Origin of the sequence: Sphingomonas sp. LC-1, assembly GCF_025371035.1 — a bacterium.
GTDB lineage: Bacteria > Pseudomonadota > Alphaproteobacteria > Sphingomonadales > Sphingomonadaceae > Sphingomonas > Sphingomonas sanguinis_E.
In genome coordinates this window covers 282470-307478 of sequence record NZ_JANZXB010000001.1, presented here as the reverse complement: position 1 = coordinate 307478, position 25009 = coordinate 282470, and the positions used below count along the sequence as shown (strand labels likewise).

At 65.8% G+C, this 25009-nt stretch carries 27 protein-coding genes; 11 read left to right on the top strand and 16 right to left on the bottom strand.

Features of this window, described 5'->3' with window-relative positions; all coding sequences use genetic code 11:
- Position 1: 1 nt before the first annotated feature.
- The 3 genes from NZL82_RS01355 to NZL82_RS01345 are packed head-to-tail and all read right to left on the bottom strand — an operon-like array spanning position 2 to position 2457.
- Positions 2-526 (bottom strand): rod shape-determining protein MreD, encoded by a 525-nt coding sequence (locus NZL82_RS01355; protein WP_261267981.1) that lies wholly within the window; start codon positions 524-526, stop codon positions 2-4.
- Positions 523-1392, bottom strand: a complete 870-nt coding sequence (mreC, locus tag NZL82_RS01350) for a rod shape-determining protein MreC (protein WP_261267980.1) — start codon at positions 1390-1392, stop codon at positions 523-525. The genes NZL82_RS01355 and mreC overlap by 4 nt, the downstream gene beginning before the upstream one ends.
- A 24-nt stretch (positions 1393-1416) precedes the next feature.
- Positions 1417-2457, bottom strand: a complete 1041-nt coding sequence (locus NZL82_RS01345; RefSeq protein WP_261267979.1) for a rod shape-determining protein — start codon at positions 2455-2457, stop codon at positions 1417-1419.
- A 135-nt stretch (positions 2458-2592) separates the two neighbouring features.
- Between NZL82_RS01345 and mutL the strand changes: the two genes are divergently transcribed.
- Positions 2593-4383, top strand: coding sequence for a DNA mismatch repair endonuclease MutL (mutL, locus tag NZL82_RS01340; RefSeq protein ID WP_261267978.1), 1791 nt, complete (start codon positions 2593-2595; stop codon positions 4381-4383).
- Between the two features lie 158 nt (positions 4384-4541).
- Positions 4542-5480: a hypothetical protein gene (locus NZL82_RS01335; RefSeq protein WP_261267977.1), complete on the top strand. Its 939-nt coding sequence runs from the start codon at positions 4542-4544 to the stop codon at positions 5478-5480.
- A gap of 422 nt (positions 5481-5902) precedes the next feature.
- Here NZL82_RS01335 and rplI read toward each other — a convergent pair whose 3' ends face one another.
- The 3 genes from rplI to rpsF are packed head-to-tail and all read right to left on the bottom strand — an operon-like array spanning position 5903 to position 7146.
- The gene (gene rplI / locus NZL82_RS01330; RefSeq protein ID WP_261267976.1) at positions 5903-6499 is read right to left on the bottom strand and encodes a 50S ribosomal protein L9; all 597 of its coding nucleotides are present in this window, start codon (positions 6497-6499) and stop codon (positions 5903-5905) included.
- Between the two features lie 12 nt (positions 6500-6511).
- Complete coding sequence (rpsR, locus tag NZL82_RS01325) at positions 6512-6736, bottom strand: 30S ribosomal protein S18 (RefSeq protein ID WP_007403456.1); 225 nt, start codon at positions 6734-6736, stop codon at positions 6512-6514.
- Positions 6736-7146, bottom strand: a complete 411-nt coding sequence (gene rpsF / locus NZL82_RS01320; protein WP_037567458.1) for a 30S ribosomal protein S6 — start codon at positions 7144-7146, stop codon at positions 6736-6738. Before rpsF ends, rpsR begins: the two co-directional genes overlap by 1 nt.
- Positions 7147-7403: 257 nt before the next feature.
- On the opposite strand from rpsF, the gene fabD reads away from it, so the two are divergent.
- From fabD to mltG, 6 genes are all read left to right on the top strand, one after another.
- The gene (gene fabD, locus NZL82_RS01315; protein ID WP_261267975.1) at positions 7404-8363 is read left to right on the top strand and encodes an ACP S-malonyltransferase; all 960 of its coding nucleotides are present in this window, start codon (positions 7404-7406) and stop codon (positions 8361-8363) included.
- Positions 8364-8391: 28 nt separating this feature from the next.
- Positions 8392-8820 carry a GxxExxY protein gene (locus NZL82_RS01310; protein ID WP_261267974.1) on the top strand — a complete coding sequence of 143 codons (429 nt, stop codon included), beginning with the start codon at positions 8392-8394 and terminating at the stop codon, positions 8818-8820.
- Positions 8821-8822: 2 nt separating this feature from the next.
- On the top strand, positions 8823-9563 hold the full coding sequence (gene fabG, locus NZL82_RS01305; RefSeq protein ID WP_261267973.1) for a 3-oxoacyl-[acyl-carrier-protein] reductase: 741 nt from the start codon (positions 8823-8825) through the stop codon (positions 9561-9563).
- A 130-nt stretch (positions 9564-9693) separates the two neighbouring features.
- Entirely contained in the window at positions 9694-9930 is a 237-nt protein-coding gene (locus NZL82_RS01300) for an acyl carrier protein (RefSeq protein WP_007403554.1), read from the top strand.
- Positions 9931-10052: 122 nt separating this feature from the next.
- On the top strand, positions 10053-11309 hold the full coding sequence (fabF, locus tag NZL82_RS01295; RefSeq protein WP_261267972.1) for a beta-ketoacyl-ACP synthase II: 1257 nt from the start codon (positions 10053-10055) through the stop codon (positions 11307-11309).
- Positions 11310-11501: 192 nt separating this feature from the next.
- Positions 11502-12470: an endolytic transglycosylase MltG gene (gene mltG, locus NZL82_RS01290; protein ID WP_261267971.1), complete on the top strand. Its 969-nt coding sequence runs from the start codon at positions 11502-11504 to the stop codon at positions 12468-12470.
- 3 nt (positions 12471-12473) lie between these two features.
- On the opposite strand, the gene bla is transcribed toward mltG, so the two are convergent.
- Positions 12474-13328 carry a subclass B3 metallo-beta-lactamase gene (bla, locus tag NZL82_RS01285; protein ID WP_261267970.1) on the bottom strand — a complete coding sequence of 285 codons (855 nt, stop codon included), beginning with the start codon at positions 13326-13328 and terminating at the stop codon, positions 12474-12476.
- Between the two features lie 94 nt (positions 13329-13422).
- On the opposite strand from bla, the gene NZL82_RS01280 reads away from it, so the two are divergent.
- A complete protein-coding gene (locus NZL82_RS01280; protein ID WP_261267969.1) occupies positions 13423-14292 on the top strand; it encodes a LysR family transcriptional regulator in 870 nt (289 codons plus the stop codon).
- A gap of 109 nt (positions 14293-14401) precedes the next feature.
- On the opposite strand, the gene eda is transcribed toward NZL82_RS01280, so the two are convergent.
- From eda to NZL82_RS01240, 8 genes are all read right to left on the bottom strand, one after another.
- On the bottom strand, positions 14402-15007 hold the full coding sequence (eda, locus tag NZL82_RS01275) for a bifunctional 4-hydroxy-2-oxoglutarate aldolase/2-dehydro-3-deoxy-phosphogluconate aldolase (RefSeq protein ID WP_261267968.1): 606 nt from the start codon (positions 15005-15007) through the stop codon (positions 14402-14404).
- Complete coding sequence (glk, locus tag NZL82_RS01270; RefSeq protein ID WP_261267967.1) at positions 15004-15969, bottom strand: glucokinase; 966 nt, start codon at positions 15967-15969, stop codon at positions 15004-15006. The genes eda and glk overlap by 4 nt, the downstream gene beginning before the upstream one ends.
- Positions 15970-15989: 20 nt before the next feature.
- Entirely contained in the window at positions 15990-17807 is a 1818-nt protein-coding gene (gene edd, locus NZL82_RS01265) for a phosphogluconate dehydratase (protein ID WP_261267966.1), read from the bottom strand.
- A complete protein-coding gene (gene pgl / locus NZL82_RS01260; protein ID WP_261267965.1) occupies positions 17804-18514 on the bottom strand; it encodes a 6-phosphogluconolactonase in 711 nt (236 codons plus the stop codon). Before pgl ends, edd begins: the two co-directional genes overlap by 4 nt.
- Before the next feature lie 103 nt (positions 18515-18617).
- A complete protein-coding gene (zwf, locus tag NZL82_RS01255) occupies positions 18618-20081 on the bottom strand; it encodes a glucose-6-phosphate dehydrogenase (RefSeq protein ID WP_261267964.1) in 1464 nt (487 codons plus the stop codon).
- Between the two features lie 9 nt (positions 20082-20090).
- A complete protein-coding gene (gene argC / locus NZL82_RS01250) occupies positions 20091-21017 on the bottom strand; it encodes an N-acetyl-gamma-glutamyl-phosphate reductase (RefSeq protein WP_261267963.1) in 927 nt (308 codons plus the stop codon).
- On the bottom strand, positions 21014-21271 hold the full coding sequence (locus NZL82_RS01245; RefSeq protein ID WP_261267962.1) for an SH3 domain-containing protein: 258 nt from the start codon (positions 21269-21271) through the stop codon (positions 21014-21016). The genes argC and NZL82_RS01245 overlap by 4 nt, the downstream gene beginning before the upstream one ends.
- Before the next feature lie 52 nt (positions 21272-21323).
- Positions 21324-21644 carry a MarR family transcriptional regulator gene (locus tag NZL82_RS01240; RefSeq protein WP_175311482.1) on the bottom strand — a complete coding sequence of 107 codons (321 nt, stop codon included), beginning with the start codon at positions 21642-21644 and terminating at the stop codon, positions 21324-21326.
- Positions 21645-22026: 382 nt separating this feature from the next.
- Here NZL82_RS01240 and secG point away from each other — a divergent pair, with 382 nt between their 5' ends.
- Both secG and NZL82_RS01230 read left to right on the top strand, forming a co-directional pair.
- On the top strand, positions 22027-22413 hold the full coding sequence (gene secG, locus NZL82_RS01235) for a preprotein translocase subunit SecG (RefSeq protein ID WP_261267961.1): 387 nt from the start codon (positions 22027-22029) through the stop codon (positions 22411-22413).
- A gap of 106 nt (positions 22414-22519) precedes the next feature.
- Positions 22520-24169 carry a CTP synthase gene (locus NZL82_RS01230; protein ID WP_261267960.1) on the top strand — a complete coding sequence of 550 codons (1650 nt, stop codon included), beginning with the start codon at positions 22520-22522 and terminating at the stop codon, positions 24167-24169.
- A gap of 177 nt (positions 24170-24346) precedes the next feature.
- Here the strand turns inward: NZL82_RS01230 and NZL82_RS01225 are convergent, their stop codons facing one another.
- Positions 24347-24826 carry an Hsp20 family protein gene (locus tag NZL82_RS01225; RefSeq protein WP_261267959.1) on the bottom strand — a complete coding sequence of 160 codons (480 nt, stop codon included), beginning with the start codon at positions 24824-24826 and terminating at the stop codon, positions 24347-24349.
- Positions 24827-25009: the final 183 nt, after the last annotated feature.

The following is a 25009-nucleotide window of genomic DNA, read 5'->3' as shown; positions in this document are numbered from 1 at the left end:
GTCAGACCCCTACCTCATTGCGGCCGCGTTTGCGATCGATCCAGGCGACCAGTCGGGTGGCCATGGGAAAGAGCAGGATGGTGATGACGATCTGTAGGATCAGCGGCGCATCCACTTGCGCGCCGACCGGCACCGCCAGGAAACGCCCCGTGATCAGGCAGAAGGCGATGGCGCCGCTCGCGATCAGCCAGTCCTGCCAGAAGTCGCGGAAGACCAGCCGATGCTCGAACAGATCGATGGCGAGCGAGGTCAGCGACCAGAGCAGCATCGCCGAGCCCAGGGGCTGGCCCGACAACAGATCGTCGAACAACCCCAGCGGTGCCGCCGCCCAAAGCCGCAACGCGAAGCGCGCGACCAGCCGCCAGGCGAGCAGCATCAACAAGCCCATCGGCGGCTGCAACGGAACGATCGCCACCACCGGCACGATGGCGACGAGCGAACCGGCCATCACGGTCAGCCACGGCAGCGCACGAGCGCGGGCGGGGGGGAGTCCGGGGTCGAAGGGGTTGAAGTTGTCGAGGGTCACGGCCGGGGTGCCGGCGCCGATGGCGGCATCGGCATGAAGGCGCGCTGAACGATCGCGAAATCCAGCGTGTCGGGATGGACGAAGGGGCGCGCAATCGCCACGTCGCCGCCATCGGTCCGGATGCGCGCGACCGGGATGTTGGGGGTATAAAGACCGCCCGTGCCCGAAGTGACGAACAGGTCGCCCTTGGCCAGCCGGACATTGGTGTTGACCGAGCGGACGTCGAGCAAACCGTCGCCGCGCCCGACCGCGATGGCAGGCAAGCCGTCACGGGTGCGACGAACCGGCACGATGCTTTCCGGATCGGTGAGCAGCAGGACGCGGGCGGCGGCGGGGCCCGTCTCGGTCACGCGGCCAATCAGCCCCTCGGGACCGCGCACCGCCATACCGGCCGCTACGCCCTGCCAGCGTCCGGCGTTGAGCAGGGCGAAGCGCCGGCCGCTGGCCCCCGTCGAACTGACCAGCCGGGCGGTGGCGACCGTGTCGGGCGTCCGGTCGCGCACCGCCAGCAGCCGCCGCAACCGGCGATTGTCATAGGCGATGGTCCGTGCAGTCAGCAGCAGCTTGCGCGACTGCTCCAGTTCGGCGCGCAGGCGCTGGTTTTCGGAATGGACGAAGAAATATTGGCCGATGGCATCGGGGACGCCCTTCACCGCATCCCCGATCATGACGAACCCCGACGAAACCGGCGCGGTCACGCTGCCCAGCGTCATGCGCAACGCGCCGAAGGCGGGCGGGTTGAAGGTCGATGCGACAAGCAGCACCGCACCCACCACCGCACCCGCCACCGCGAGCACATAGGCCAGGAAAGCTCCATATTGCCGCCGTCGCGAGAAACCGGTGCGACGGTCGCGGGCGGGCGCCATGCGCCGGTCCCCTTATGCTGGAGGTTAGCCGTTCAGCAGGACGCCGCGATACATCGGGTCTTCCAGCGCACGGCCGGTTCCCAGGGCGACGCAGGTCAGCGGGTCTTCCGCCACCGTGACCGGCAGGCCGGTCTCGTCGCGCAGCACCTCGTCCAGCCCTTCGAGCAGCGCGCCGCCGCCGGTCAGGACGATGCCCTGGTCGACGATGTCGGCGGCCAGTTCGGGCGCGGTGTTCTCCAGCGCGACGCGGACGCCCTCGACGATGGTCGCCACCGGTTCGGACAGCGCCTCGGCGATCTGGCCCTGGTTGATCTGGATTTCCTTGGGCACCCCGTTGACGAGGTCACGGCCCTTGATCTGGATGGTCACGCCGATGCCGTCCGCTGGGGGACGCGCGATGCCGACTTCCTGCTTGATCCGCTCGGCGGTGGCTTCGCCGATCAGCAGGTTATGGTTGCGGCGAACATAGGAGACGATCGACTCGTCCATCTTGTCGCCGCCGACGCGGACAGAGGTGGTATAGGCCAGGCCACGGAGCGACAGCACCGCAACTTCGGTCGTGCCGCCGCCAATGTCGACGACCATCGATCCGATCGGTTCGGTCACCGGCATGTCGGCACCGATTGCGGCGGCCATCGGCTCCTCGATCAGGAAGACCTGGCTGGCGCCCGCGTTCGAGGCGGCGTCGCGGATCGCGCGCCGCTCGACCTTGGTCGAACCCGACGGCACGCAGATCACGATCTCGGGCCAGCGCGCGAACTTGCGGGGGCCGTGCACCTTCAGGATGAAGTGCTTGATCATCTGCTCGGCGACGTCGATGTCCGCGATCACGCCGTCACGAAGCGGACGGATCGCCTCGATATTGCCCGGCGTCTTGCCCATCATCAGCTTGGCGTCGTCGCCGACCGCCTTTACCTTCTTGATGCCGTTGATCGTCTCGACCGCGACGACGGACGGCTCGTTCAGCACGATGCCGCGTCCGCGGACATAGACCACGGTGTTCGCGGTGCCGAGGTCGATCGCCATGTCTTGCGACATGAATTTCAGGAAGCGGGGGAGGGGCATCGAGGCTTTCGTTCCGTCTGTGGACCGGGGTGGGCTTGGACTCATATCCCGAACCGCCGCCAAGAGCCGTCACAGGCACCTGCACCGTCATTTGCGGGGTCGCGGGATGCCGTCGCTTGGGCTAGGGTTTGCCGCATGTCAATACGGCGTCTGCCTCCCCATCTCGTCAATCGTATCGCGGCCGGTGAAGTGGTGGAAAGGCCCGCCAGTGCGTTGAAGGAATTGGTCGAAAATTCGATCGATGCCGGGGCGACACGGATCGCGGTCGCGCTGGGTCAAGGCGGGGTCGGCCGGATCGAGGTCGCGGACGATGGTTGCGGCATGTCGGCGGAGGATATGGCGCTCGCGCTGGAGCGGCATTGTACCTCCAAGCTGCCGGACGAGGCGATCGAATCGGTCGTAACCCTCGGATTTCGCGGCGAAGCCCTGCCCTCCATCGCCAGCGTGGCGCGGGTGACGATTGAGAGCCGCCCGGCAGGCCGCGACGGCTGGAGCCGGGTGGTCGACAATGGCGAGGTGCTGCGTGACGGGCCCGCCGCCGTGCCGCCGGGCACGCGGATCGTGGTTGAGGATCTGTTCGCTCGCGTCCCCGCCCGGCGCAAATTCCTGCGCTCCCCCCGGTCGGAATATGCCGCCTGTCTCGATATGGTCCGTCGCCTGGCCATGGCCCGGCCGGACATTGCCTTCACACTGGAACATGACGGCCGGCGGGTGCTGACCGTGCCGGGTGGTGAGGAGCGGCCCGGCCGTGTCGCCGGGTTGACCGACCGGGCGCTGGCGGAGAATTCGGTCGCGATCGACTGGGTTCGGGACTCCGTGACGCTGGGCGGGGTAGCGGGCATCCCGACCTTCAATCGCGGTATTGCCGATCACCAATATCTGTTCGTCAACGGGCGTCCGGTCCGCGACCGCCTGCTGATGGGTGCGATCAGAGGGGCTTATGCGGAGATGTTGCCACGTGATCGCCACGCCGTGGTTGCCCTGTTCCTCGATCTGCCACCGACTGAAGTCGATGTGAACGTCCATCCCGCCAAGACCGAGGTCCGATTTCGCGACCCCGCTCTGATCCGAGGCATGATCGTCTCGGGCCTGCGTCGCGCGCTCGACGAAGCCGGGCATCGCAGCGTGCAGCGACCGCCGGAGTCGGCGCTGGCGATGTGGCAGAGCGAGAGCGTCGCTGGCGTGGCCCCGTCCGCACCGCCGCCCGCCGACGACTGGGGTCCCGCGGCACCCGAGGCGCGCGTGATGGAGCGCCAGTCGCTCTTCGCCCCGCGTCCCGGCTTCTCCTCCCCGCCGCCGCTCGCCCGCGCCGAAGCCGCCTTCGCGGCCCCGCCCGAGGTCCGGCAATTCCCGATGGGCGTCGCTCGCGGTCAGGTGGCCAAGACCTATATCGTCGCCGAGGCCGAGGATGGCCTTGTGCTGGTCGACCAGCATGCCGCGCACGAACGGCTGGTGCTGGAGCGAATGCGCGCCGCACTCACCGGCGGGCGGGTCGCGTCGCAGGCGATGCTGATCCCCGAAGTGGTGGAACTGGACGAACCCGCCTGCGACCGTCTGGAGGCGCGCGCGGAGGAATTGAGCGACTTCGGACTGGACCTGGAACGCTTCGGGCCGACCGCGATGTTGGTCCGTGCGACCCCGGCACTGCTGGGGCAGAGCGATCCCAAGGGGTTGGTGAGCGATCTGGCCGACGAACTGGCGGCGTTCGATCAGGCGCTGTCGCTGCGCGAGCGCCTGGACCATGTCGCGGCGACCATGGCCTGCCACGGGTCGGTCCGTGCGGGTCGCATCCTGTCGGTCGCGGAAATGAACGCCCTCCTTCGCGAAATGGAGATCACGCCGCACTCCGGCCAGTGCAATCACGGTCGTCCAACCTGGGTGAAGTTGCAGCATGGCGATATTGAGAAGCTGTTCGGGCGGAAGTGATCGCCTGCCCGCTATCACCGGCCGGAGCGGATCAGTTCCACCGATCCGGATACGATAGGATGGCGATGCCTGTTTGACCCCATAGTATCGTCGCCCGGGACTCGTGACGAAATAATGGGGGCATTATGACGTTTGGCAGGGCATCGTCGTGGCGATCGGTGATCGGCGTTTTGGGTATCGGCGCGTCCCTGACGGGATGCGCCAGTCAGCGCAACGCTCTGGAAGCGCAAAGTCGCGTCAACCCGGTCTCGACCGCCGCCTATCCGCAGAAATTCTGTCCATTGGTCATGGCCAGCGGATCGGACACCCGCATGGGCGCGATCAACCTCGATTGCTTCGCCTTTCCGGAAGTCGATGCCCGATATGATCGCGAGGAGGGCAGGACGCCGCATTACGGGATTAGCGATCGGCGCAATCTGGCCTACGCGATGGCTACTGAAAATTCGATCTATCGCAATCGCTTGACCTCGATCCTTATCAAGCAGTCGGATGATATCTGCGTTCAGGAACTCGGGCGACTGACCGCCAATGAGGCGACGGTGAACACCACGCTCAGCATTCTTGGGACGGGCTTTTCCACGGCAGCGTCGATCGTCTCGGGCGATCTTGCCAAATCGATCCTGGCGGGCGGAGCGACCCTCGCGGGGGCCAGCCGCGACCATATCAACGTTCACGTCTATCGTAACACGATCGCACAGGCGATCAGCCAGGTGATCTGGTCGGAGCGCCAGTTGCGTCAGGCCGACATTCAGAAACATTATGGTCAGGCGCTCGAGGCGTGGTCGATCGACGACGCCATTCGCGACGTGAATGCCTATCACGCCCAATGCTCGTTCTACAAAGGCCTCGAACTTCTGCTCAAGGCGGCGAACAACAATAGCGATGTGAGTGCCTATCGCCGCGAACTGGTCCGGCGCGCCGAACTTTCGCGTACGCGTGAGGCGATACTGGGGGTCGAGCAATCGCTGAAGCAGCTTCCCGTCGACAGTGCCGAAGCAGCGGTGCTCCGACAGGAAGTCGTGCGGCTGACCCTGAAATCACTGGTCGGTCCAGGGGCCGAGAAGGATGGCAGTGGTGATGCCGATGTGACCAAATGACCGTCGGATAAGTCGGCCCGTCGGCATCAGGAGAAACGGGGGAGGGGACGACAGAACCGATTGGAGGGACGGCCCGTGATCCGGGCTGGACACCCTTGTTTTGACGACGACACGAGCCAATAGAGCGATCAGCCGAAAATATTTCGGGTTTCCTGTTCATCTTAACGCAACTTTTGCACGGCGCCGTGTATTATCGGTTCCAATAAGGGCTTGGACGGTTTTCCATATGAAACATATTATGCCTCTGTTTTTCGCGCTGATCCCTCTGGCCGCCATGGTCGGAGCCTGCGTCAGCTGCCCGTAAGCCGGCTGGCGCAGTCGCAAGCCGCGCCGGACATTGTCGTCTTCCAGAACGCAAAAAGGGCCGCCCGGCATGACCGGGCGGCCCTTCCTGTATCGGCGGAAAGCCGAAGCGCTGGAGATTAACCCTGCGCTTCTTCTTCCTGCTCCGGCTGAACCTCGGCGGTGGCGCCGGGCTCTGCGTTGGGATCGTAATCCTCGGTGAAGCCGGCTTCGTCACGCTCGAACATCGAGGCCATGACGTCGACGCCCTGCGCCTGCATCTCGGCTTCTTCCGGCGAGCGGGCAACGTTGACCTTGACGGTCACGGCCACTTCCGGGTGAAGCGCGACGCGCACGTCGTACAGGCCGATCGCCTTGATCGGACGGTCGAGCACGATCTGGCTCTTGTTGACCTTGTGGCCGTCGGCGACCAGCGCCTCGACTAGGTCGCGCACCGCGACCGAGCCGTACAGCTGGCCGACGTTCGACGCCTGACGGATCAGGGTGACGGTGGCGTTCTCGAAGGTCTTCGACTCGACCTCGGCCTCGGCGCGACGGTTCGCGTTCTCGGCTTCGATGCGGGCGCGGTTGGCCTCGAACACCTTCTTGTTGGCTTCGTTGGCGCGCAGCGCCTTCTTGCGCGGCAGCAGGAAGTTACGGGCAAAGCCGTCCTTCACCGTGACCACGTCGCCGATGGCGCCGAGCTTCTCGACGCGCTCAAGCAGAATAACGTCCATCTCTAGGACTCCTTACTTCACGACGTAGGGCAGGAGGCCCAGGTGACGGGCGCGCTTGATGGCCTGGGCCAGTTCGCGCTGCTTCTTGGCCGACACGCTGGTGATGCGCGAAGGCACGATCTTGCCGCGCTCGGACACGAAGCCCTGGAGCAGACGGACGTCCTTATAGTCGATCCGGGGCGCGTCCTTCGCGGAGAAGGGGCAGCTCTTGCGGCGACGGAAAAACGGGCGGGCCATTATGCGGCTTCCTCTTCACGATCACGACGGGGGCGGTCAGCGCGGTCGGGGCGTTCGCCACGATCGGCACGACGCTCGCGGTCGCGCTCCTGCTTGCGCATCATCACCGACGGACCTTCTTCATGGCCGTCAACCTTGACGGTCATGTAGCGGATCACGTCTTCGTTGATCTGGGTCTGGCGCTCCAGCTCGGCGACGACACCCGCGGGGGCGTCGATTTCGAGCATGACGTAATGCGCCTTGCGGTTCTTGGCGATCTTGTACGCCAGCGAACGCAGGCCCCAGGTCTCGGTCTTCACGACCTTGCCCTGATTGTCCTCGACGATCTTCGTGGCGGCTTCCGCCAGCGCGTCCACCTGCGCCTGTGCCAGATCCTGGCGCGCAAGGAACACGTGCTCGTAAAGAGCCATGCAGCTTACCTTATGTTGGCCGATCGCTGATGCCCACCCCATGTGGGACACCCCTCCGGCTGTCTTCCATACTTCAATACCGTCACGCCAAAATGGCATGAGGGCGGGTGAAGCAGGTGCTTCCCGCCCAATGGTGCGCTGGCTCATAGCGATTTGGCGGCAAAAGGCAAGCGGCGAAGGGGCCTCGGACTTGCCAGCGGCGGGCGACCTTTCTACCGCGCGGGCCATCCTATTACCGTTTCATGGCAGAACGACATATGCGTGCATTCATCTTTCCGGGCCAGGGCAGCCAGGCCGTCGGCATGGGCAAGGCACTGGCCGAGGCGAGCCCGGTCGCCCGCGAGGTGTTCCAGGAGGTCGACGAGGCGCTGGGCCAGCATCTCTATCGCCTGATGGTCGAGGGGCCCGCCGACGAACTGACCCTGACCGAGAATGCGCAACCCGCGATCATGGCGAATGCCATCGCGACCCTGCGCGTGCTGGAGAAGGAAGGCGGCGCCCGTCTGTCGGAAAAGGCCGATTTCGTCGCGGGCCACTCGCTGGGCGAATATACTGCGCTGTGCGCGGCCGATGCCTTCGATCTGGCGACGACGGCGCGTCTCCTCAAGCTGCGCGGCCGGGCGATGCAGGCGGCGGTGCCGGTGGGCGAGGGCGCGATGGCCGCTCTGCTGGGCGCGGACCTCGAAAAGGCGAAGGTCATTGCGGGCGCGGCGGTCGATGCGATGCTGGCCGAGGGTGGCGAGCCGCTGGTCTGCACGGTCGCCAATGACAATGACCCGAGCCAGGTGGTGATTTCGGGCCACCGTGCCGCGATTGAGAAGGCGGTGGCGCTGGCCAAGGACCTGGGCGCCAAGCGCGCCGTCCTGCTGCCGGTGTCGGCACCGTTCCACTGCCCGCTGATGCAGCCCGCCGCCGACGCGATGGACGCCGCCCTCGCCGAAGCGACGATCCGCGCGCCGCTGGTCCCGGTCTATGCCAATGTCGAGGCGGCGCCGGTCGCCGATCCGGGCGCGATCCGTGCGCTGCTGGTGGCGCAGGTGACGGGCATGGTCCGCTGGCGCGAATCGGTGCTGGCAATGGAAGCGGCGGGCGTGGCGCAGTTCGTGGAGTTCGGCGGCAAGGTGCTCGGCCCCATGGTCAAGCGCATCGCGCCGGATGCGGACGCGGTCAGCGTCGTGACGATGGATGATATCGAGGGGCTTCTGGCGAAGCTCTGATTTCGCGCGGAGACGCGGAGGCGCGGAGATGCGGGACATAGACGAAATCAGTGGAGCGGTTCTCGACGTTGCGTTGCGGATGCATTGCGACTTGGGGCCTGGTCTTCTGGAAAGCGTTTATGAAACCGTGCTGGCGGGCAAGCTCGTTCAGATGGGCTTGCCCGTGGCGCGGCAGCGCCCCGTCGATATTCATTTTGACGGCATGACGTTCGATGCCGCGTTTCGCATTGACTTGCTTGTCGACGAGCGCTTGCTCGTGGAGATCAAATCCGTCGAGCGGCTTTCCGCCGCTCATGCCAAACAATTGCTGACCTATTTGAGACTGACCGGCCAGCCAGTCGGTCTGCTGATCAACTTTGGCGGCGCAACGCTGAGAGAAGGGGTGCGACGGATCGTCAATTCCCACACTCCCTCCGCGTCTCCGCGTCTCCGCGTGAACCAAAGAATCGGAGAATAAGCATGTTCGACCTGACAGGAATGACCGCCCTCGTGACCGGCGCGTCCGGTGGCCTTGGTTCGGCCGTCGCCAAGGCGCTGGCGGCGCAGGGTGCGAAGCTGGCGCTGTCCGGCTCCAATATCGACAAGCTGGAGGCGTTTCGCGCCGAACTGGGCGGGGACCATGTTGCCGTCCCCTGCAACCTGTCCGACCCCGCCGCGGTCGATGCGCTGATCCCGCAAGCCGTGGAAGCGCTGGGCGGCAAGCTCGACATCCTGGTCAACAATGCGGGGGTCACCCGCGACAACCTGACCATGCGGATGAAGGACGAGGAGTGGGATCAGGTGATCCGCGTCAACCTCGAAGCCGCGTTCCGCCTGATCCGTGCCGCCGCCAAGCCGATGATGAAGGCGCGCTTCGGCCGCATCATCTCGATCACCTCGGTCGTCGGTGCGACCGGCAATCCGGGGCAGGCCAACTATGCCGCCTCCAAGGCCGGGATCGTCGGCATGTCCAAGGCGGTGGCGCAGGAACTGGCCAGTCGCAACATCACCGTCAACTGCGTGGCCCCCGGTTTCATGCGTTCGGCGATGACCGACGTTCTGCCCGAGGCGCAGAAGGCCGCGCTGCTGACCCGCATTCCGGCGGGCGATCTGGGCAAGGGCGAGGATATTGGCGCCGCTGTCGTCTATCTGGCGTCGCGGGAGGCGGGCTATGTCACCGGGCAGACGCTGCACGTCAACGGCGGCATGGCGATGCTTTGAGCCGCTGACGGACACGAATGATCCTATCCTGGCCAAAGTCCGTCGCTGGACGGGCTTGCCAGACTAGGACGCGCGTTCTACGTGCGTTCAGGAAGTATCAACCCCCGATGAATTACGAGAAGGGATTACCATGAGCGAGACCGCCGACCGCGTGAAGAAGATCGTCGTCGAGCATCTCGGCGTCGAAGCCGACAAGGTGACCGAGGACGCGAGCTTCATCGACGACCTCGGTGCCGACAGCCTCGACATCGTCGAGCTCGTCATGGCGTTCGAGGAAGAGTTCGGTGTCGAAATCCCGGACGATGCCGCCGAGAAGATCACGACCGTCAAGGACGCGATCACGTACATCGACGAGAACAAGGCCTGATACCGGGGCCTCGGCCCGCAGGTGATGCGGGCCGAACGGGCCGCCAAGGCCAGGTTTAAAGCGGCTCCCCGACCCCGACATAGCGGGCGGGGAGCCGTTTTCGTTGTGGAATGGAGTGGAATATGCGGCGCGTCGTCGTCACCGGACTGGGTCTTGTCACGCCTCTGGGCGCGGACGTGGAAACCGCCTGGGCCAATCTGATCGCTGGCAAGTCCGGCGCCGGTCCGATCACGCGGTTCGATACCACGGGGCAGAAATGCACCATCGCGTGCGAGGTGAAGCCCAAGGACCATGAATTTGGCTTCGACCCCGACAAGCGCGTCGACCACAAGGTCCAGCGCCAAGTCGATCCCTTCATCGTCTATGGCATCGACGCCGCCGGACAGGCGCTGGAAGATGCCGGCCTGACCGAGATGGACGAGGCGACGAAGCTGCGCGCGGGCGTGTCGATCGGCTCGGGCATCGGCGGCCTGCCGGGTATCGAGATCGAATCGGTCAACCTGCACGAGCGGGGCCCCGGCCGGGTCAGCCCGCACTTCGTCCATGGACGCCTGATCAACCTGATCTCGGGCCAGGTCAGCATCAAATACGGGCTGATGGGGCCGAACCATGCGGTCGTCACCGCCTGCTCGACCGGCGCGCATTCGATCGGCGACGCGGCGCGCATGATCCGCGACGACGATGCCGACATCATGCTGGCGGGCGGTGCGGAAAGCACGATCAACCCGCTGGGCGTGGCCGGCTTCGCCCAGGCGCGCGCGCTCAACATGAGCATGAACGACCGCCCGACCGAGGCGAGCCGTCCCTATGACAAGAACCGCGACGGCTTTGTGATGGGCGAAGGCGCGGGCGTCGTCGTGCTCGAGGAATATGAGCATGCCAAGGCGCGCGGCGCGAAAATCTATGCCGAGGTCGTCGGCTATGGCCTGTCGGGCGACGCCTATCACGTCACCGCGCCGCACCCCGAGGGCAAGGGCGCCGAGAATGCGATGCGCATGGCGCTGCGCAAGGCGGGCATGGAGCCGTCGGACATCGACTATATCAACGCGCACGGCACCTCGACCATGGCCGACACGATCGAGCTGGCCGCCGCCAAGCGCGTGTTCGGCGACGACCTGTCGGGTGCGTCGATGTCGAGCACCAAGTCGGCGATCGGTCACCTTCTGGGTGGTGCCGGTGCTGTCGAGAGCATCTTCTGCATCCTGGCGCTGCGCGACCAGATCGTGCCGCCGACGCTGAACCTCGACAATCCGGACGAAGGGACCGAGGGCGTGGACCTGGTTCCGCACGTCGCCAAGAAGCGTGAAGTGAAGGCGGTGCTGAACAACTCGTTCGGCTTCGGCGGCACCAACGCCTCGCTGGTGATGAAGGCGATCTGAGCTTTCATACCGCTTCCCGACCTCCGCTCGGCGCGAATCGAGTGAAGCGTTGAATTCCAACCCCGGCGACCGCTGGGTCCGCTTGCAAAACGTTCAGGCCCGCGCCATCGGGCTGGATATGCAAGCGGGCCCGGATCGGTGCCGGGGTTGTTATGTGTTCGGGCCTCGCGCCCTTTCCTAACCGGGTGATATATGCGCAAGGTCGGCTGTATCGGGTTGCTGCTGGGGCTGATCGGCATCGCCGTCTTCGCCTGGGTCGCGCATGACTGGGCGGGCAGCGGCCCGGCGGACAGGCCGCTCGCCGTCGTCGTGCCCGAAGGGGCGAGCCTCGCCCGCGCTGCCAACGAACTGGAAAAGGCTGGCGCGATTCGCTCGGCCGGGCGCTTCCGTCTTTATGCGCGGCTGTTCGGTGGCGGGGCCGCGATCAAGGCGGGCGAATATGCCATTCCCGAACATGCCAGTGCCTCCGATGTGCTGACCCTGTTGAAGGAGGGCAAGGTTCGCCAGCGGCTGGTCCCCGTGCCGGAGGGCTATCCCTCGGTGCTGGTCCATGACGCGCTGATGCGCGCCGATGGCCTGACCGGCGATGTGTCGGTCCCGAAGGAAGGATCGATCCTGCCCGACAGCTATGCCTATCAGAAGGGCGACACCCGCGCTTCGGTGGTGGCGCGGATGCAGAAGGCGATGCGCGACTATCTCGCCAAGGCGTGGGCGAATCGGAAGCCCGGCATCGCGGTCACTTCGCCGGAGCAGGCGATCATCCTCGCCTCGATCGTCGAGAAGGAAACCGGCAAACCGTCTGAGCGACGCACGGTGGCGGCGGTCTATGGCAACCGGCTGCGTATCGGGATGCCGCTCCAGGCCGATCCGACCGTGATCTATCCGATCACCAAAGGCCGCCCGCTGGGGCGTCGCATCCTGCGGTCCGAATTGCACGCAAAGAACGGGTACAACACTTATGCCAGCCCCGGCTTGCCGGTCGGCCCGATCGCCAATCCTGGCCGCGCCTCGATCGATGCGGTGCTGAACCCGGCGGACAGCAAGGCGCTGTATTTCGTGGCGGACGGATCGGGCGGCCATGTCTTTGCCGACACGCTGGCAGAGCATAATGCCAATGTGCGCAAATGGTACGCGATCCGTCGCCAGCGCGGCGAGATGTAAGGCTCAGCGCCGTTCGCTGCGCAGCCGCCTGGCCAGCGCGCGTTCGGACGACTGCGCATAAGCGCGACAGGCACCGGCTGTGGTGCGGAAACGGTCAGTCGCGCCGTCCTGATCGGCATGGGCGGTGATCAATATGTCGCAGGGCAGGGCGCGCATCGCAGACTGGCCGCGCGCGAAGGCGGCGACCACGGGGCGGCTGGAGGAGGCCGAGAAGCGATAATCGTCGGTCGAGACCGGATTCAGGCTGCTCGCGAAGACGATCGACCGGCACTGGTCACGCTGACAGGAACGCCAGGTCCAGCTCATGCTGCCCATGGTGTGGCCGGGCGTCGCGCGCGCGGTGACGACGGTGTTGCCCAGCGTCAGCCGCTCGCCATCGCGGATCACCCTTACCGAGCGGACGGCGGGAAAGCGGCTGTCATAACCGCGCTGGGGATCGTCGGCCGCCAGCCGCCCGGTCCGCAACCCTTCCGCCCCGCGCGCGCTGGCGATGACGGTCGCGCCGGTGTCGCGTGCGAGTGCGGCGATCCCCCCGGCATGGTCGAAATGCGGCTCGGTGCTGAGAATATATTTGATGTCGCGGGGGCGGAAGCCGAGCTTGGCGACATTGGCAAGAATGGCCGGAGCCGCCTGGGGAAGCGCGCCGTCGATCAGGATGAGGCCCCGTCCCGTGTCGATCAATGCAACGTTCAACCCGCCAAAGCCCACGAGATAGCTGTTGCCGAACACCCGTACCGGCGGGCGTGGGGCCAGCCATTCCGCCTCACGCTCGGTCGCGATCGGCTGGGTCAGGGGATCGGCTTGCGGTTGTCCGGCGGCGGCCGCCAGTGTGACGGCGATGGCGAATGTGGCTAGCATGGTCGTTCTCCTCGGTCGCGATCATGCGGGTGCGACGCGCGGCGCACAAAGCATCTTCCCTAGACACAGCCATGAGCCAATCTCATGATAGGCCATGGACCGCGCGCAACTTCCCCTCAACGCCCTTCGCGCTTTCGAGGCGGCGGCGCGGCATCTGAATTTCACCCGCGCGGCGATCGAATTATGCGTCAGCCAGGGGGCGGTCAGCCATCAGGTATCGGCGCTGGAGAAGCGGCTGGGGGCGCGGCTGTTTCATCGCCTCCCGCGCGGACTGGCGCTGACCGATGACGGGCAGGCGCTGGTGCCCGTGCTGGCGGAGACGTTCGACCGGATCGGTGCGACGCTCGACCGTTTCGCCGATGGGCGGTTCCAATATGTCCTGAATATCGGCGTGGTGGGCACCTTCGCGACCGGATGGCTGCTCGCCCGGCTCGACGATTTCGCGGCGACGCATCCCCATATCGACCTGCGGGTGTCGATCAATAACAACCGGGTCGATCTGGCGGGGGAGGGATTGGACTTCGCGATCCGTTTCGGCGACGGCGCCTGGCACGGCACCCATGCCGAACCGCTGATGGCGGCACCTTTGACGGTGCTCTGTGCGCCACTGGTGGCGGAGCGATTGCGTGATCCCGCCGATCTGGTCCGCGAGCGGTTGCTCCGGTCCTACCGGGTCAGTGAATGGGAGCGCTGGTTCGAGGCGGCGGGCGTTCAGCCGCCCGCCCTGCGCGGTCCCATGTTCGACAGCTCGGCGTTGATGGTGGGCGCGGCGATGGCGGGACTCGGCGTCGCGCTCGCGCCCAAGGCGATGTTCGGGCACGAGCTGACGACCGAGCGGTTGGCCCAGCCCTTCGCCGTGGAGGTCGACGCGGGGCGTTATTGGCTGACGCGGTTGCTGTCGCGCAAGGAAGGGCTGGCGATGCGCGCGTTTCGAACGTGGTTGCTGGAGCTGGCGGGCGGTTGATCGCCGCCAGCGTGACGGAGGGGATCGCTCTTTTAATGGCGCGACCGCCCTGCCGTCCCACTTAACTAGCGTACGCCCCCCCCAAGTAGCGCTTGGGGAGGGTTTGCGATCAGCCGCGCAGAGCCGATGCCGCGCGGGCCTTGGCCTCGACGTCCGCCATCGATCCGCCGGTCACCCAGCTACCGCCGACGCACAGCACGCGGTCGAATGCGAGCCAATCGGGTGCGCTGGCCTCGGTGATGCCGCCGGTCGGGCAGAAGCGAGCCTGGTAGAAGGGCGCGGCCAGCGCCTTCAGCGCCTTCAGCCCGCCGCTGGTCTCTGCGGGGAAAAACTTGAAGTGCGTCAGGCCCATGTCCAGCCCGCGCATGATGTCGCCTGCATTGGCCACGCCCGGCAGATAGGGAATACCGCTGTCGATCACCGCCGCGCCCAGACGGTCGGTCAGACCCGGCGAGACGATGAACTCGGCGCCGGCATCCGCCACGTCGCGCAGCTGCTTCTCGTTGACCACAGTGCCCGCGCCGACGATCGCGCCCGGGACCTTCTTCATCTCGGCCATGGCTTCCAGCGCGGCGGGGGTGCGCAACGTCACCTCCAGGACTTTCAGGCCGCCCGCGACCAGCGCCTCGGCCAGGGGCTTGGCGGTGGCGGCGTCGTCGATGACCAGCACGGGGATGACCGCGCTGGTGCGCATGATGGTGGCGATGTCGGTCATGTATGCTCCTGTGCGAAGGCCGCAGCCGCGCCGAACAGGCCGGGCTGGGGATGGGTGATAAGCTTGACGGGAATGCGCGCCATCAGCGACTGGAAACGCCCCTTGGCGACGAAGCGCTGGTCGAAGCCCGAGCGCAACAGCTTGTCCTTGATCCGATAGCCCAGGCCACCCGCGATCACGACGGTCTTGGCCCCCTGCGCCAGGGCGAAGTCACCCGCGACCGCGCCGAGCGCCAGGCAGAAACGATCGAGCGCGGCCAGCGCGATCGAGTCGGTGCCGTCCAGCGCCTCGGTCCAGATTTCGCGATCATCGCGGCTGGGCATCGCGCGGCCTTCCATCGAGGCAAGCGTTTCATAGATGGCGACGATGCCGGGCCCCGAGCAGATCCGCTCGCACGACACGCGGGTATAGGTCCGGCGCAGGCGCTTGAGGATCGCATCCTCGATGCCGTCCAGAGGGGCATAGTCCATATGCCCGCCTTCAGTCTCGATGACATGATAACGTTGCGGCGTCAGCAACACCTGTGCGACGCCCAGGCCGGTACCGGGGCCGCAGACGGTGACGACGCCCTGTTCGGGCATCGGCTCTTCGGGACCGCAGATATGGAGGAAATCCTCCTCCGGCACCTGCGCGACGGCATGGCCGACCGCACCGAAATCATTGATGACCGTATAGATGTCCGCGCCCAGCCGCTCGGGGATCAGCGAGGGGCGGATGACCCAGGGATTGTTGGTCATGCGGATCACGTCGCCCGTGATCGGCGAGGCGATGGCGAGCGACGCCGCCTTGGGCAGCGGACGGCCGATATGCGCCTCGAACGCCTGCCACGCGGTTTGGAGCGAAGCGTGCTCGGCGGTCTTCTGCGTGCAGGGTTCGCCCAGCTTGACGACGCGGCCATTCTCGACCTCGGCGATCGCGAAGCGCGCATGCGTGCCCCCGATATCGACGGCAACGATTTCCATGATGTCCTCCCCCTTATCTTTTACAGACCGGCGCCGGCGAGAATGGGCGATGCGCCCTTCTCAGCCTCGTCGGCGGCCTGGCGGAACAATGCGAAAAGCTCGCGGCCCATGCCCTGAACGGGGGCGGGGGTCACGGCCTGTTCGCGCGCGGCCCATTCGACCGGATCGACCAGCGCATTCAGAGTACCCTCGACGGCATCCAGCCGGACGATGTCGCCATCGCGGATCAGCCCGATCGCGCCACCGCCGATCGCCTCGGGGCTGAGATGGATGGCGCAGGGCACCTTGCCGCTCGCGCCCGACATACGGCCATCGGTGACCAGCGCCACCTTGAAGCCCCGGTTCTGGAGCACGCCCAGCGGCGGGGTCAGCTTGTGCAGCTCGGGCATGCCATTGGCCTTGGGCCCCTGGAAACGGACGACGACGACGACGTCGCGCTCCAGCTCGCCCGCCTTGAACGCGGCTTGCACTTCGGACTGGTCGGAGAAGACGCGCGCGGGCGCCTCGATGATCCAGCGCTCGCGCTCAACGGCGGACACCTTGATGCAGGCGCGGCCCAGATTGCCCGAGAGGATGCGCATCCCGCCATCGGGCGAGAAGGGCGCGGCGGCCGGACGCAGGATCGTCTCGTCGCCGCTGTCGCCGACCGGGGTCCAGGCCAGCTTGTCGTCCGCGATCACCGCCGTCTGGCCGTAATCGGACAGGTCCTTGCCCGCCACCGTCAGGATGTCGCGGTGGAGCAACCCCTCCGACAGGAGTTCGCGGATGACATAGGGCATGCCGCCCGCCGCCTCGAACCCGTTCACGTCGGCAGAGCCGTTGGGATAGACCCGCGCGATCAGCGGCACGGCGGCCGACAGGCGGTCCATATCCTCCCAGTCGATGATGATCCCCGCCGCGCGCGCGATGGCGGGCAGGTGGATCAGGTGGTTGGTCGACCCGCCGGTGGCCAGCAGGCCGACTGCCGCGTTGACGATCGCCTTTTCATCGACGCAGCGCCCCAGCGGCCGGTAGTCCTCGCCCCGCTGCCCGATCTTGGCCAGACGGTGGACGGCGGCGCGGCTGAGCTCCTGGCGCAGCTTGGTGCCCGGATTGACGAAGGCGGCGCCCGGCATGTGCAGGCCCATCACCTCCATCATCATCTGGTTGGTGTTGGCGGTGCCGTAGAATGTGCAGGTGCCCTTGGAATGATAGGCGGCGATTTCGGCATCGAGCAGTTCCTCGCGCCCCGCCTTGCCCTCGGCAAAGGCCTCGCGAACGGCGGCCTTCTGCTTGTTGGGCAGGCCCGTCGGCATCGGGCCGCCGGGAACCAGGATCATCGGCAGATGGCCGAAGCGCAGCGCGCCCATTAGCAGGCCCGGAACGATCTTGTCGCAAATGCCCAGCAGCGCGGCCCCCTCGAAGGTGCCGTGGCTCAGCGCGACCGCCGTCGACAGCGCGATGGTGTCGCGGCTGAACAGCGACAGCTCCATGCCCGCATAGCCCTGCGTCACGCCGTCGCACATGGCGGGCACGCCGCCCGCCACCTGCGCCGTGGCACCGACCTCGCGCGCCCAGACCTTCATCAGTTCCGGATAGCGGTAATAGACGGCGTGTGCGGACAGCATGTCGTTATAGGCCGACACGATGCCGATGTTCATGCCGCGATCCGCCTTCATGGCGTCGCGATCTTCCTCGGTCCCGGCATAGGCATGGGCCAGGTTGGCGCAGCCCAGATTGGGGCGGCGCACCGCCGTTTCGGCCTCGTGCGCGATCAGGTCGAGATAGGCCTGCCGCCCGGGCTTCGAACGCTCGATGACCCGGTCGGTGACGGCGGAAACGGCGGCGTTCAAGCTCATTGCTCGCTCCAGTGGATGTCGATTGGCAGTTCGACCTCGGCCAGGACGCGGCCGACGGGATAGGGCGAGGATGCGCCTTCCTTGATCGCGTCCTCCAGAACCTTTTTCTTGGCGGGGCCCGAAATGGCGAACATGATCGAGCGGGCCGAGACGATCCCGGCGCGGCTGAGCGTCACGCGCGCGACCGGCGCCTCAGGCGGCAGGGGCTCTGGCATCAGGCCCAGCGCGCGGCGCTCCTTCGGCCCGTTGAGCGCTTCGTCATAATCGGGGCCGGGGAAGATCGAGGCGGTGTGACCGTCCGCACCCATGCCCAGCAGCACCAGATCGAGCGGCCAGTGCAGCTCCTGCATCAGCGCATCGGCCGAACGTCCGGCGGCCTTATAGTCGGACGTCGCCTGCGGCACGATCGGCATGACCCTTGCGCCCTTGGGCAGGAAGATCTTGCCGATCATCGTCACGTTGGACAGCGGATCGCCCAACGGCACGATACGCTCGTCGGCGGGAACGATGGTCACCCGCTTCCAATCGAGCTTGGCCTGGGCCAGCTTTTCATAGACCGGGATCGGCGTCTTGCCGCCCGACAGCGCGATCACCGCCGCGCCGCGCGCCTCGATCGCGCTTTCGATGATGAACTGGATGTCGCCGGCGAGCGCGTTCGCCATTTCGGTGGTATCCTCATAGTCCCACCATTCGATTTCGTCGGTCATGTCATCTCTGTCCTGATATTCGCGGAGCCGTCCCCGGCCCGCCATTGGGGCGGGCCAAGTCGGCGCCAAAACGCATCCGCCCTTGTTCGGCGAATAGGGCGTGTCAGTCGTCCTGCCAGGTCACGCCATCCCGCTCGGTCAGCGCGATCGCGGCGGACGGGCCCCAGCTGCCGCTCGGATAGCTTTTGGGCTTGACGTCGGCAGCGTTCCAACCGGTGCGGATCGCGTCGATCCAAGTCCATTGCGCCTCCACCTCATCGCGGCGGACGAACAGCGTCTGGTCGCCTTCGATCAGGTCGAGCAACAGCCGTTCATAAGCGATGCGACGGCGGGTTCCGGCGAACTCCGCGTCCAGCGACAGGTTCAGCGGCACTTCGCGCAGGCGCAGGCCTTCGCGGTCCAGACCCGGCTCCTTCGCCATCACCAGCAACTGGATATATTCCTCTGGCTGGAGGCGGATGACCAGTGTGTTGGGCTGAAGGATGCCGCCGCGCCCGGCGAACATCGAGTGCGGAACCGGCTTGAACTGGATCGCGATTTCCGAACGGCGGGTCGCCATGCGCTTGCCGGTGCGCAGGTAGAAGGGCACGCCCTGCCAGCGCCAATTGTCGACATGCGCCTTGATCGCGACGAAGGTCTCGGTCTTGGACGGCTTGCCCAGTTCATTGGCATAGGAACCGACGATCTTGCCGCCGACCGCGCCGTCGACATATTGGCCGGTGACGGTGTTCTGGGGCACTTCCTCCGGCGTCATCAGGCGCAGCGAGCGGAAGACCTTGGCCTTTTCATCGCGGATCGCGGTGCCGTCGTAACGCGCCGGCGGCTCCATCGCGATCAGCGCGAGAAGTTGCAGGATATGGTTTTGCACCATGTCGCGCAGCGCACCTGCGCCCTCATAGTAACCGGCGCGATCCTCCAGCCCGACGGTCTCGGCGATGGTGATCTGGACATTGTCGATGCCGTTGGCGTTCCAGATCGGCTCGAAGAAGAAATTGCCGAAGCGCAGCGCCAGGATGTTCTGGACGGTTTCCTTGCCCAGATAATGGTCAATGCGGAAGGTCCGCTCCTCGGGGAAGCCGAAAGCGACAGCGTCGTTGATCTCCTTGGACGAGGCGAGGTCATAGCCGAGCGGCTTTTCCAGGCCGATCCGCACCGTCTCACCCGCCAGGCCGACCGATTCGAGGCCCTTGATCGTCGATTCGAACAGGCTGGGCGCGGTCGAGAGATAGATGGCCAGGCCGTTGGACACATCGCCGACCTTCTCCGCCAGCGCGGGGAAACCCTCCGTCGTCGACGCGTCGAGCGACTGATACTGCAATCGATTTAAGAAGCCCGCAATTTTTTCCTGGTCCTTGCGGTCATCGGGCAGGAAGGTGTCGAGCGCCTTTGCCGCGAAATCCCGGAAGCTGGCGTCGTCATGATCCGAGCGCGCGGTGCCGGTGATCGTCAGGTCTTCGGGCAACAGGCCGTCGGAATGAAGATTAAACAGCGACGGCAGCAGCATACGCTGCGACAGGTCGCCGGTCGCACCGAACAGCAGCAGCTTGCCAACGGGATTGCGCGTCATGACGTCTCCTTAGAGCACGAGGCCGGCGGTCGGATCGAGTCCGGCCATGATGTTCAAATTCTGCACCGCTGCACCCCCGGCACCCTTGCCCAGATTGTCGAGCGTGGCGATCAGTCGAGCCTGACCCGTGGCCGCATTGCCGCAGACGCGCAAGGTCATCCGGTCGGATCCGGCATTTTCCTCGATATTCACCGCCGCGATGTCGCCGGGGGCGACCGTGACGATGCGGCTGTCCGCATAGGCTTCGGCCAGGGTGGCCGCGACCGTGTCGAGCGACGGCGCGCCGGGCAGGGCATAAAGCGGCAGGGGCACTTCGACCACCATGCCGCGATAGGTGTCGACCACGGCGGGGGCGAAGATGGGGGCGTGGGTCAGCCCCGAATGGCGCTGCATCTCGGGCGCATGCTTATGCGCCACCGACAGGCCATAGGGACGGAAGGCGCGCTGGGTGGCGCTTTCATATTCCGCGATCATCGCCTTGCCCCCGCCCGAATAGCCCGATGCGGCGTTGACCGAGACAGGCCAGTCGGCGGGAATGATCCCGGCACGAACCAGCGGGCGGACCAGCGCCAGGAAACCGGTTGGGTAGCAGCCCGGGTTGGAGACGAAGCGGGCATTCGCGACACGCTGCTGCTGTTCCGGCTCCAGTTCGGCGAAACCGTAGACCCAAGCTTCAGCGGTCCGATGCGCGGTCGAGGCGTCGACGACCCGCGTGCGGTCGTTCGCGATCAGCGATATGGCCTCGCGCGCGGCATCATCGGGAAGGCAGAGGATGACGAAGTCGGCGTCGTTGATCGCCTCGCGCCGGGCCTGTGCATCCTTGCGGCGTTCATCGGGCAGCGTCAGGATCGACAGATCGGGCCGCCCGGACAGCCGGTCGGCGATCTCCAGCCCGGTCGTCCCCGCGCCACCATCGATGAAAACCGTCTTCGTCACTGCACCTGCTCCAGACCGCTGGCGTCGCAATAGCCGACCAGCCCCATCACCGGGGCGATGCCCCAGGCCAAGCCGCCGGCGACCTCCAGTACCTCGAAAGTCTCGCCCGACGCCAGTTCGGCCAAGACCATGCTGCCCGTCGCGCGTCCCTCGCGCAAGGTGACCGGCGCGCTGGTCTTATAGGGCAGGGGAGCGGCATAATGCGGCGCGAATACGTATTCGGCGAGCCGGACATCGGCCAGATCGGGACGCACCGCGTTGGTCCGCGGGTCGAGACTGACCCGCCGACCCTGTAGCGCAAAGCTCTTACGCGCTGGCCCGCTGGAGGCCGGGGGCGTCGCCAGCGCCGATGAAATGTCCGAATTCTTCAAGAAAGTCCGCCCCTTCAGGTGTCCTGGCGACAAAGATGTTACGCTTGTCGCTATCATCGCGTTGGCGGCGCAGATAGCCCAGCGTTCCTAGTCTATTCAAGGCACGGGTGACGACGGGTTTCGAGACGTTCAAAGCGCGCGCCAAACCGCGCACCGTATGGGGCCCCGGACGCAGATAGACGACCAGCAGCAAGGCCATCTGCCGGTTGGTCAGATCGGGCTCGCCCGAACGGACATAATCGACCAAGGCGCTCATCCAGGCCAACAGCGACTGAGCTTCGTGCGGGTGGGACACGACGATGATTCCAATGGCTGAGCCGGGCTTTGCCGGGCGTTGTTTCGAAGTCATAACGCCCTTTATCCATGGTGGTTTCACTCCTGTTCCTTTGAGATGAACAACTTGGGTGAGGGGATTCCCATCTTGCCGGATCATTCCCGCCGAGGCGGGCTTCGTGCCCACGATGGCGGAGCGGGCGGGGATGGGCAGAAGGGCCGCCGCCGCGCCGCCGTTCGACTCCGTTTCCTCCGGGTGAGCGAGGGCAGGGCGATCGGGTTCGGCGCCACATGGTTGATCCCATCCCCCGGCTCGCCTATGTGCGCGGTTTCGCACACCCCTCAATCGGGATCACACGCGCCTCATGTTCGCATTTCTGCTCGTCATCCACGCTCTCATCGCCGCGACCCTGGTCACGGTGATCCTCATGCAGAAGTCGGAAGGCGGCGGTCTGGGCATGGGGGGCAGCCCGTCGGGGCTGATGTCGGCGCGTGGTGCGGCGGACTTCCTCAGCCGCGCGACGGCGGTGCTGGCGACCTTGTTCGTCGGCTTCTCGATCCTGCTCGCGGTCCTCGCCGCGACGCGCGGGGCGCCTGCGATCGACACCTCGCTCGCCCGGACGCCTGCGACTCAGGCACCGATCACCGCGCCGGCCCAGGCTCCGGTGCCGACCGGCAGTGCGGCGGCCCCCGCCCAGGGCTCGGCCGCGCCGCAGCCTGCCGACAATTCGGCGGTTCCGCTCGCCCGCTAAATCCCGTTTTCATCGCAGCTTAGGCCCTCGCGCCGCCGCAAATTGTCGGCGGCGCGCATCTTTGCTGTTGTCGTATCCACCCCATCCAAGCTAGGCGATTCTTCCCATGGCGCGGTATATTTTCATCACCGGCGGCGTGGTTTCGTCGCTCGGCAAAGGCCTCATGGCGGCCTCTCTTGCGGCTCTTCTACAGGCACGCGGTTACCGCGTGCGCATCCGCAAGTTCGATCCCTATCTTAACGTCGATCCGGGCACGATGAGCCCGTATCAGCACGGCGAGGTGTACGTCACCGATGACGGGGCCGAGACCGATCTCGACCTCGGCCATTATGAGCGTTTCACCGGCGTGGCCTCGCGTCAGTCGGACAATGTTACCTCCGGCCGCATCTACAAGACGATCATCGAGCGCGAGCGGCGCGGCGACTATCTCGGCGCGACCGTGCAGGTGATCCCGCACGTCACCGACGCGATCAAGGCGTTCGCCAAGGCCGATACCGTCGATGAGAATGGCGACGACCTGGATTTCGTCCTTTGCGAAATCGGCGGCACCGTGGGCGACATCGAGTCGCTGCCCTTCATCGAGGCGATCCGCCAGCTCAAGAACGAACTGGGCCGTGGCCAGTCGATCAGCATCCACGTCACGCTGGTGCCGTACATCGCGGCGGCGGGCGAGTTGAAGACCAAGCCGACCCAGCATTCGGTACGCGAGATCGCGGCTCTGGGTGTCGCGCCCGACGTGTTGGTCTGCCGCTGCGAGCATCCGCTGCCCGCCTCGGACCGCGCCAAGATCGGCCTGTTCTGCAACGTGCCGCCCTCGGCGGTCATCCCGGCACTGGATGCCAAGAGCATCTATGCGGTGCCGCTCCAATACCATGCCGAGGGTCTCGATTCGGAGGTGCTGCGCGCCTTCGGCATCGAGCCGCAGGGCGCGCCCGACCTGTCGCGCTGGACCGAGATCGTCGATCGTCTGGTGAACCCGGAAGGCGAAGTGACGATCGGCGTGGTCGGCAAATATGTCGGTCTGCAGGATGCGTACAAGTCGCTCAACGAAGCACTGGTGCATGGCGGTATCGCCAACAAGGTGAAGGTCCATATCCGCTGGATCGACGCCGAACTGTTCGAGGGCGACGAGAGCGAGATCGCGCAGCAGCTCGAGCCGTGCCACGCCATCCTGGTCCCCGGCGCATTCGGTGAACGTGGAGCGCAAGGGAAGATCGAGGCGGTTCGCTTCGCGCGCGAACGCCGTGTGCCCTATTTCGGCATCTGTTTCGGGATGCAGATGGCGTGTGTCGAGGGCGCGCGGCATTTGGCAGGGATTAAGGACGCCTCCTCGACCGAGTTCGGTCCGACGTCCGAGCCCGTGGTCGGCCTCATCACCGAATGGATGGGCCGTGATGGCCTGGAACAGCGCGAGGCGAGCGGCGATCTGGGCGGCACGATGCGGCTGGGCGCCTATCAGGCCAAGCTGGCAGGCAACAGCGTGGTCGCCTCCATCTATGGCGGCGAGGACATCTCGGAACGTCATCGTCACCGTTACGAGGTCAACACCGGCTATAAGGACGCGCTGGAAAAGGGCGGCCTGGTGTTCAGCGGCATGTCGCCCGACGGCACGCTGCCCGAGATCGTCGAGCGGCCCGATCACCCCTGGTTCGTCGGCGTGCAGTTCCACCCGGAACTCAAATCCAAGCCCTTCGACCCGCATCCGCTGTTCGCCAGCTTCATCGAAGCGGCGGTGAAGCAGAGCCGGTTGGTGTGATTTGAGAACCCCGCCTCCAGATGATGGAGGCGGGGTTTTCTTTTTGGGTTGGCGGCGAGGCAAAGGCTTCGACTTCGCTCCGCCCGAACGGAGGCTCGAAAAAAATCAAAAGGCGCCCGGACCCGTCGGTCCGGACGCCTCGCGACGTCTTTAGGGAGGGAAAGACGTCGAGCTTGCTTACGCCGCCTTGGCCTCGTCGGCCTTGTGGTCGGCGTGATGTTCCACTGCGGCGAGCGGCTGGCCCGTCTTGATCGCGATCGTCTTGGGCTTCATCGCCTCGGGGACCTCGCGGACGAGGTCGATGACGAGCAGGCCGTCGTTCAGGCGCGCATCCTCGACGAACACGAAGTCCGCCAGTTCGAAGCGCCGCTCGAACGAGCGATTGGCAATCCCGACATGCAGGAAGTTGGGCGCAGTCGCCTTGTCATCCTTCTTGCCGGTGACGAGCAGCATATTCTGCTGCGCAGTGATCTCGATTTCGTCTCGCGAAAAACCGGCCACCGCCAGGGTGATGCGGTAACGGTCCTCGGCCAGACGTTCGAGGTTGAAGGGGGGATAATTTTCCGCCGAAGCGCCACGCGCGTTGGTCTCCAGCAGATCGAACAGCCGGTCGAACCCGATGGTCGAACGACGATAAGGGGTCAGGTCGATACGCATGTCAAAACCTCCATCAGAAGCGAATTGAACCAGGATCGTCAGCGCCGCTCCGGCACGGAACGGCTTTGATCGATCGTGCGGCCCGATGATCGGCACCGCACGTGAACCAATATGGTTCATGAAAAATGGCCTTCAAGAGCCTTGCAGGATCGAAAAGCAAATCTTCACCCATCCCAAGCGTCG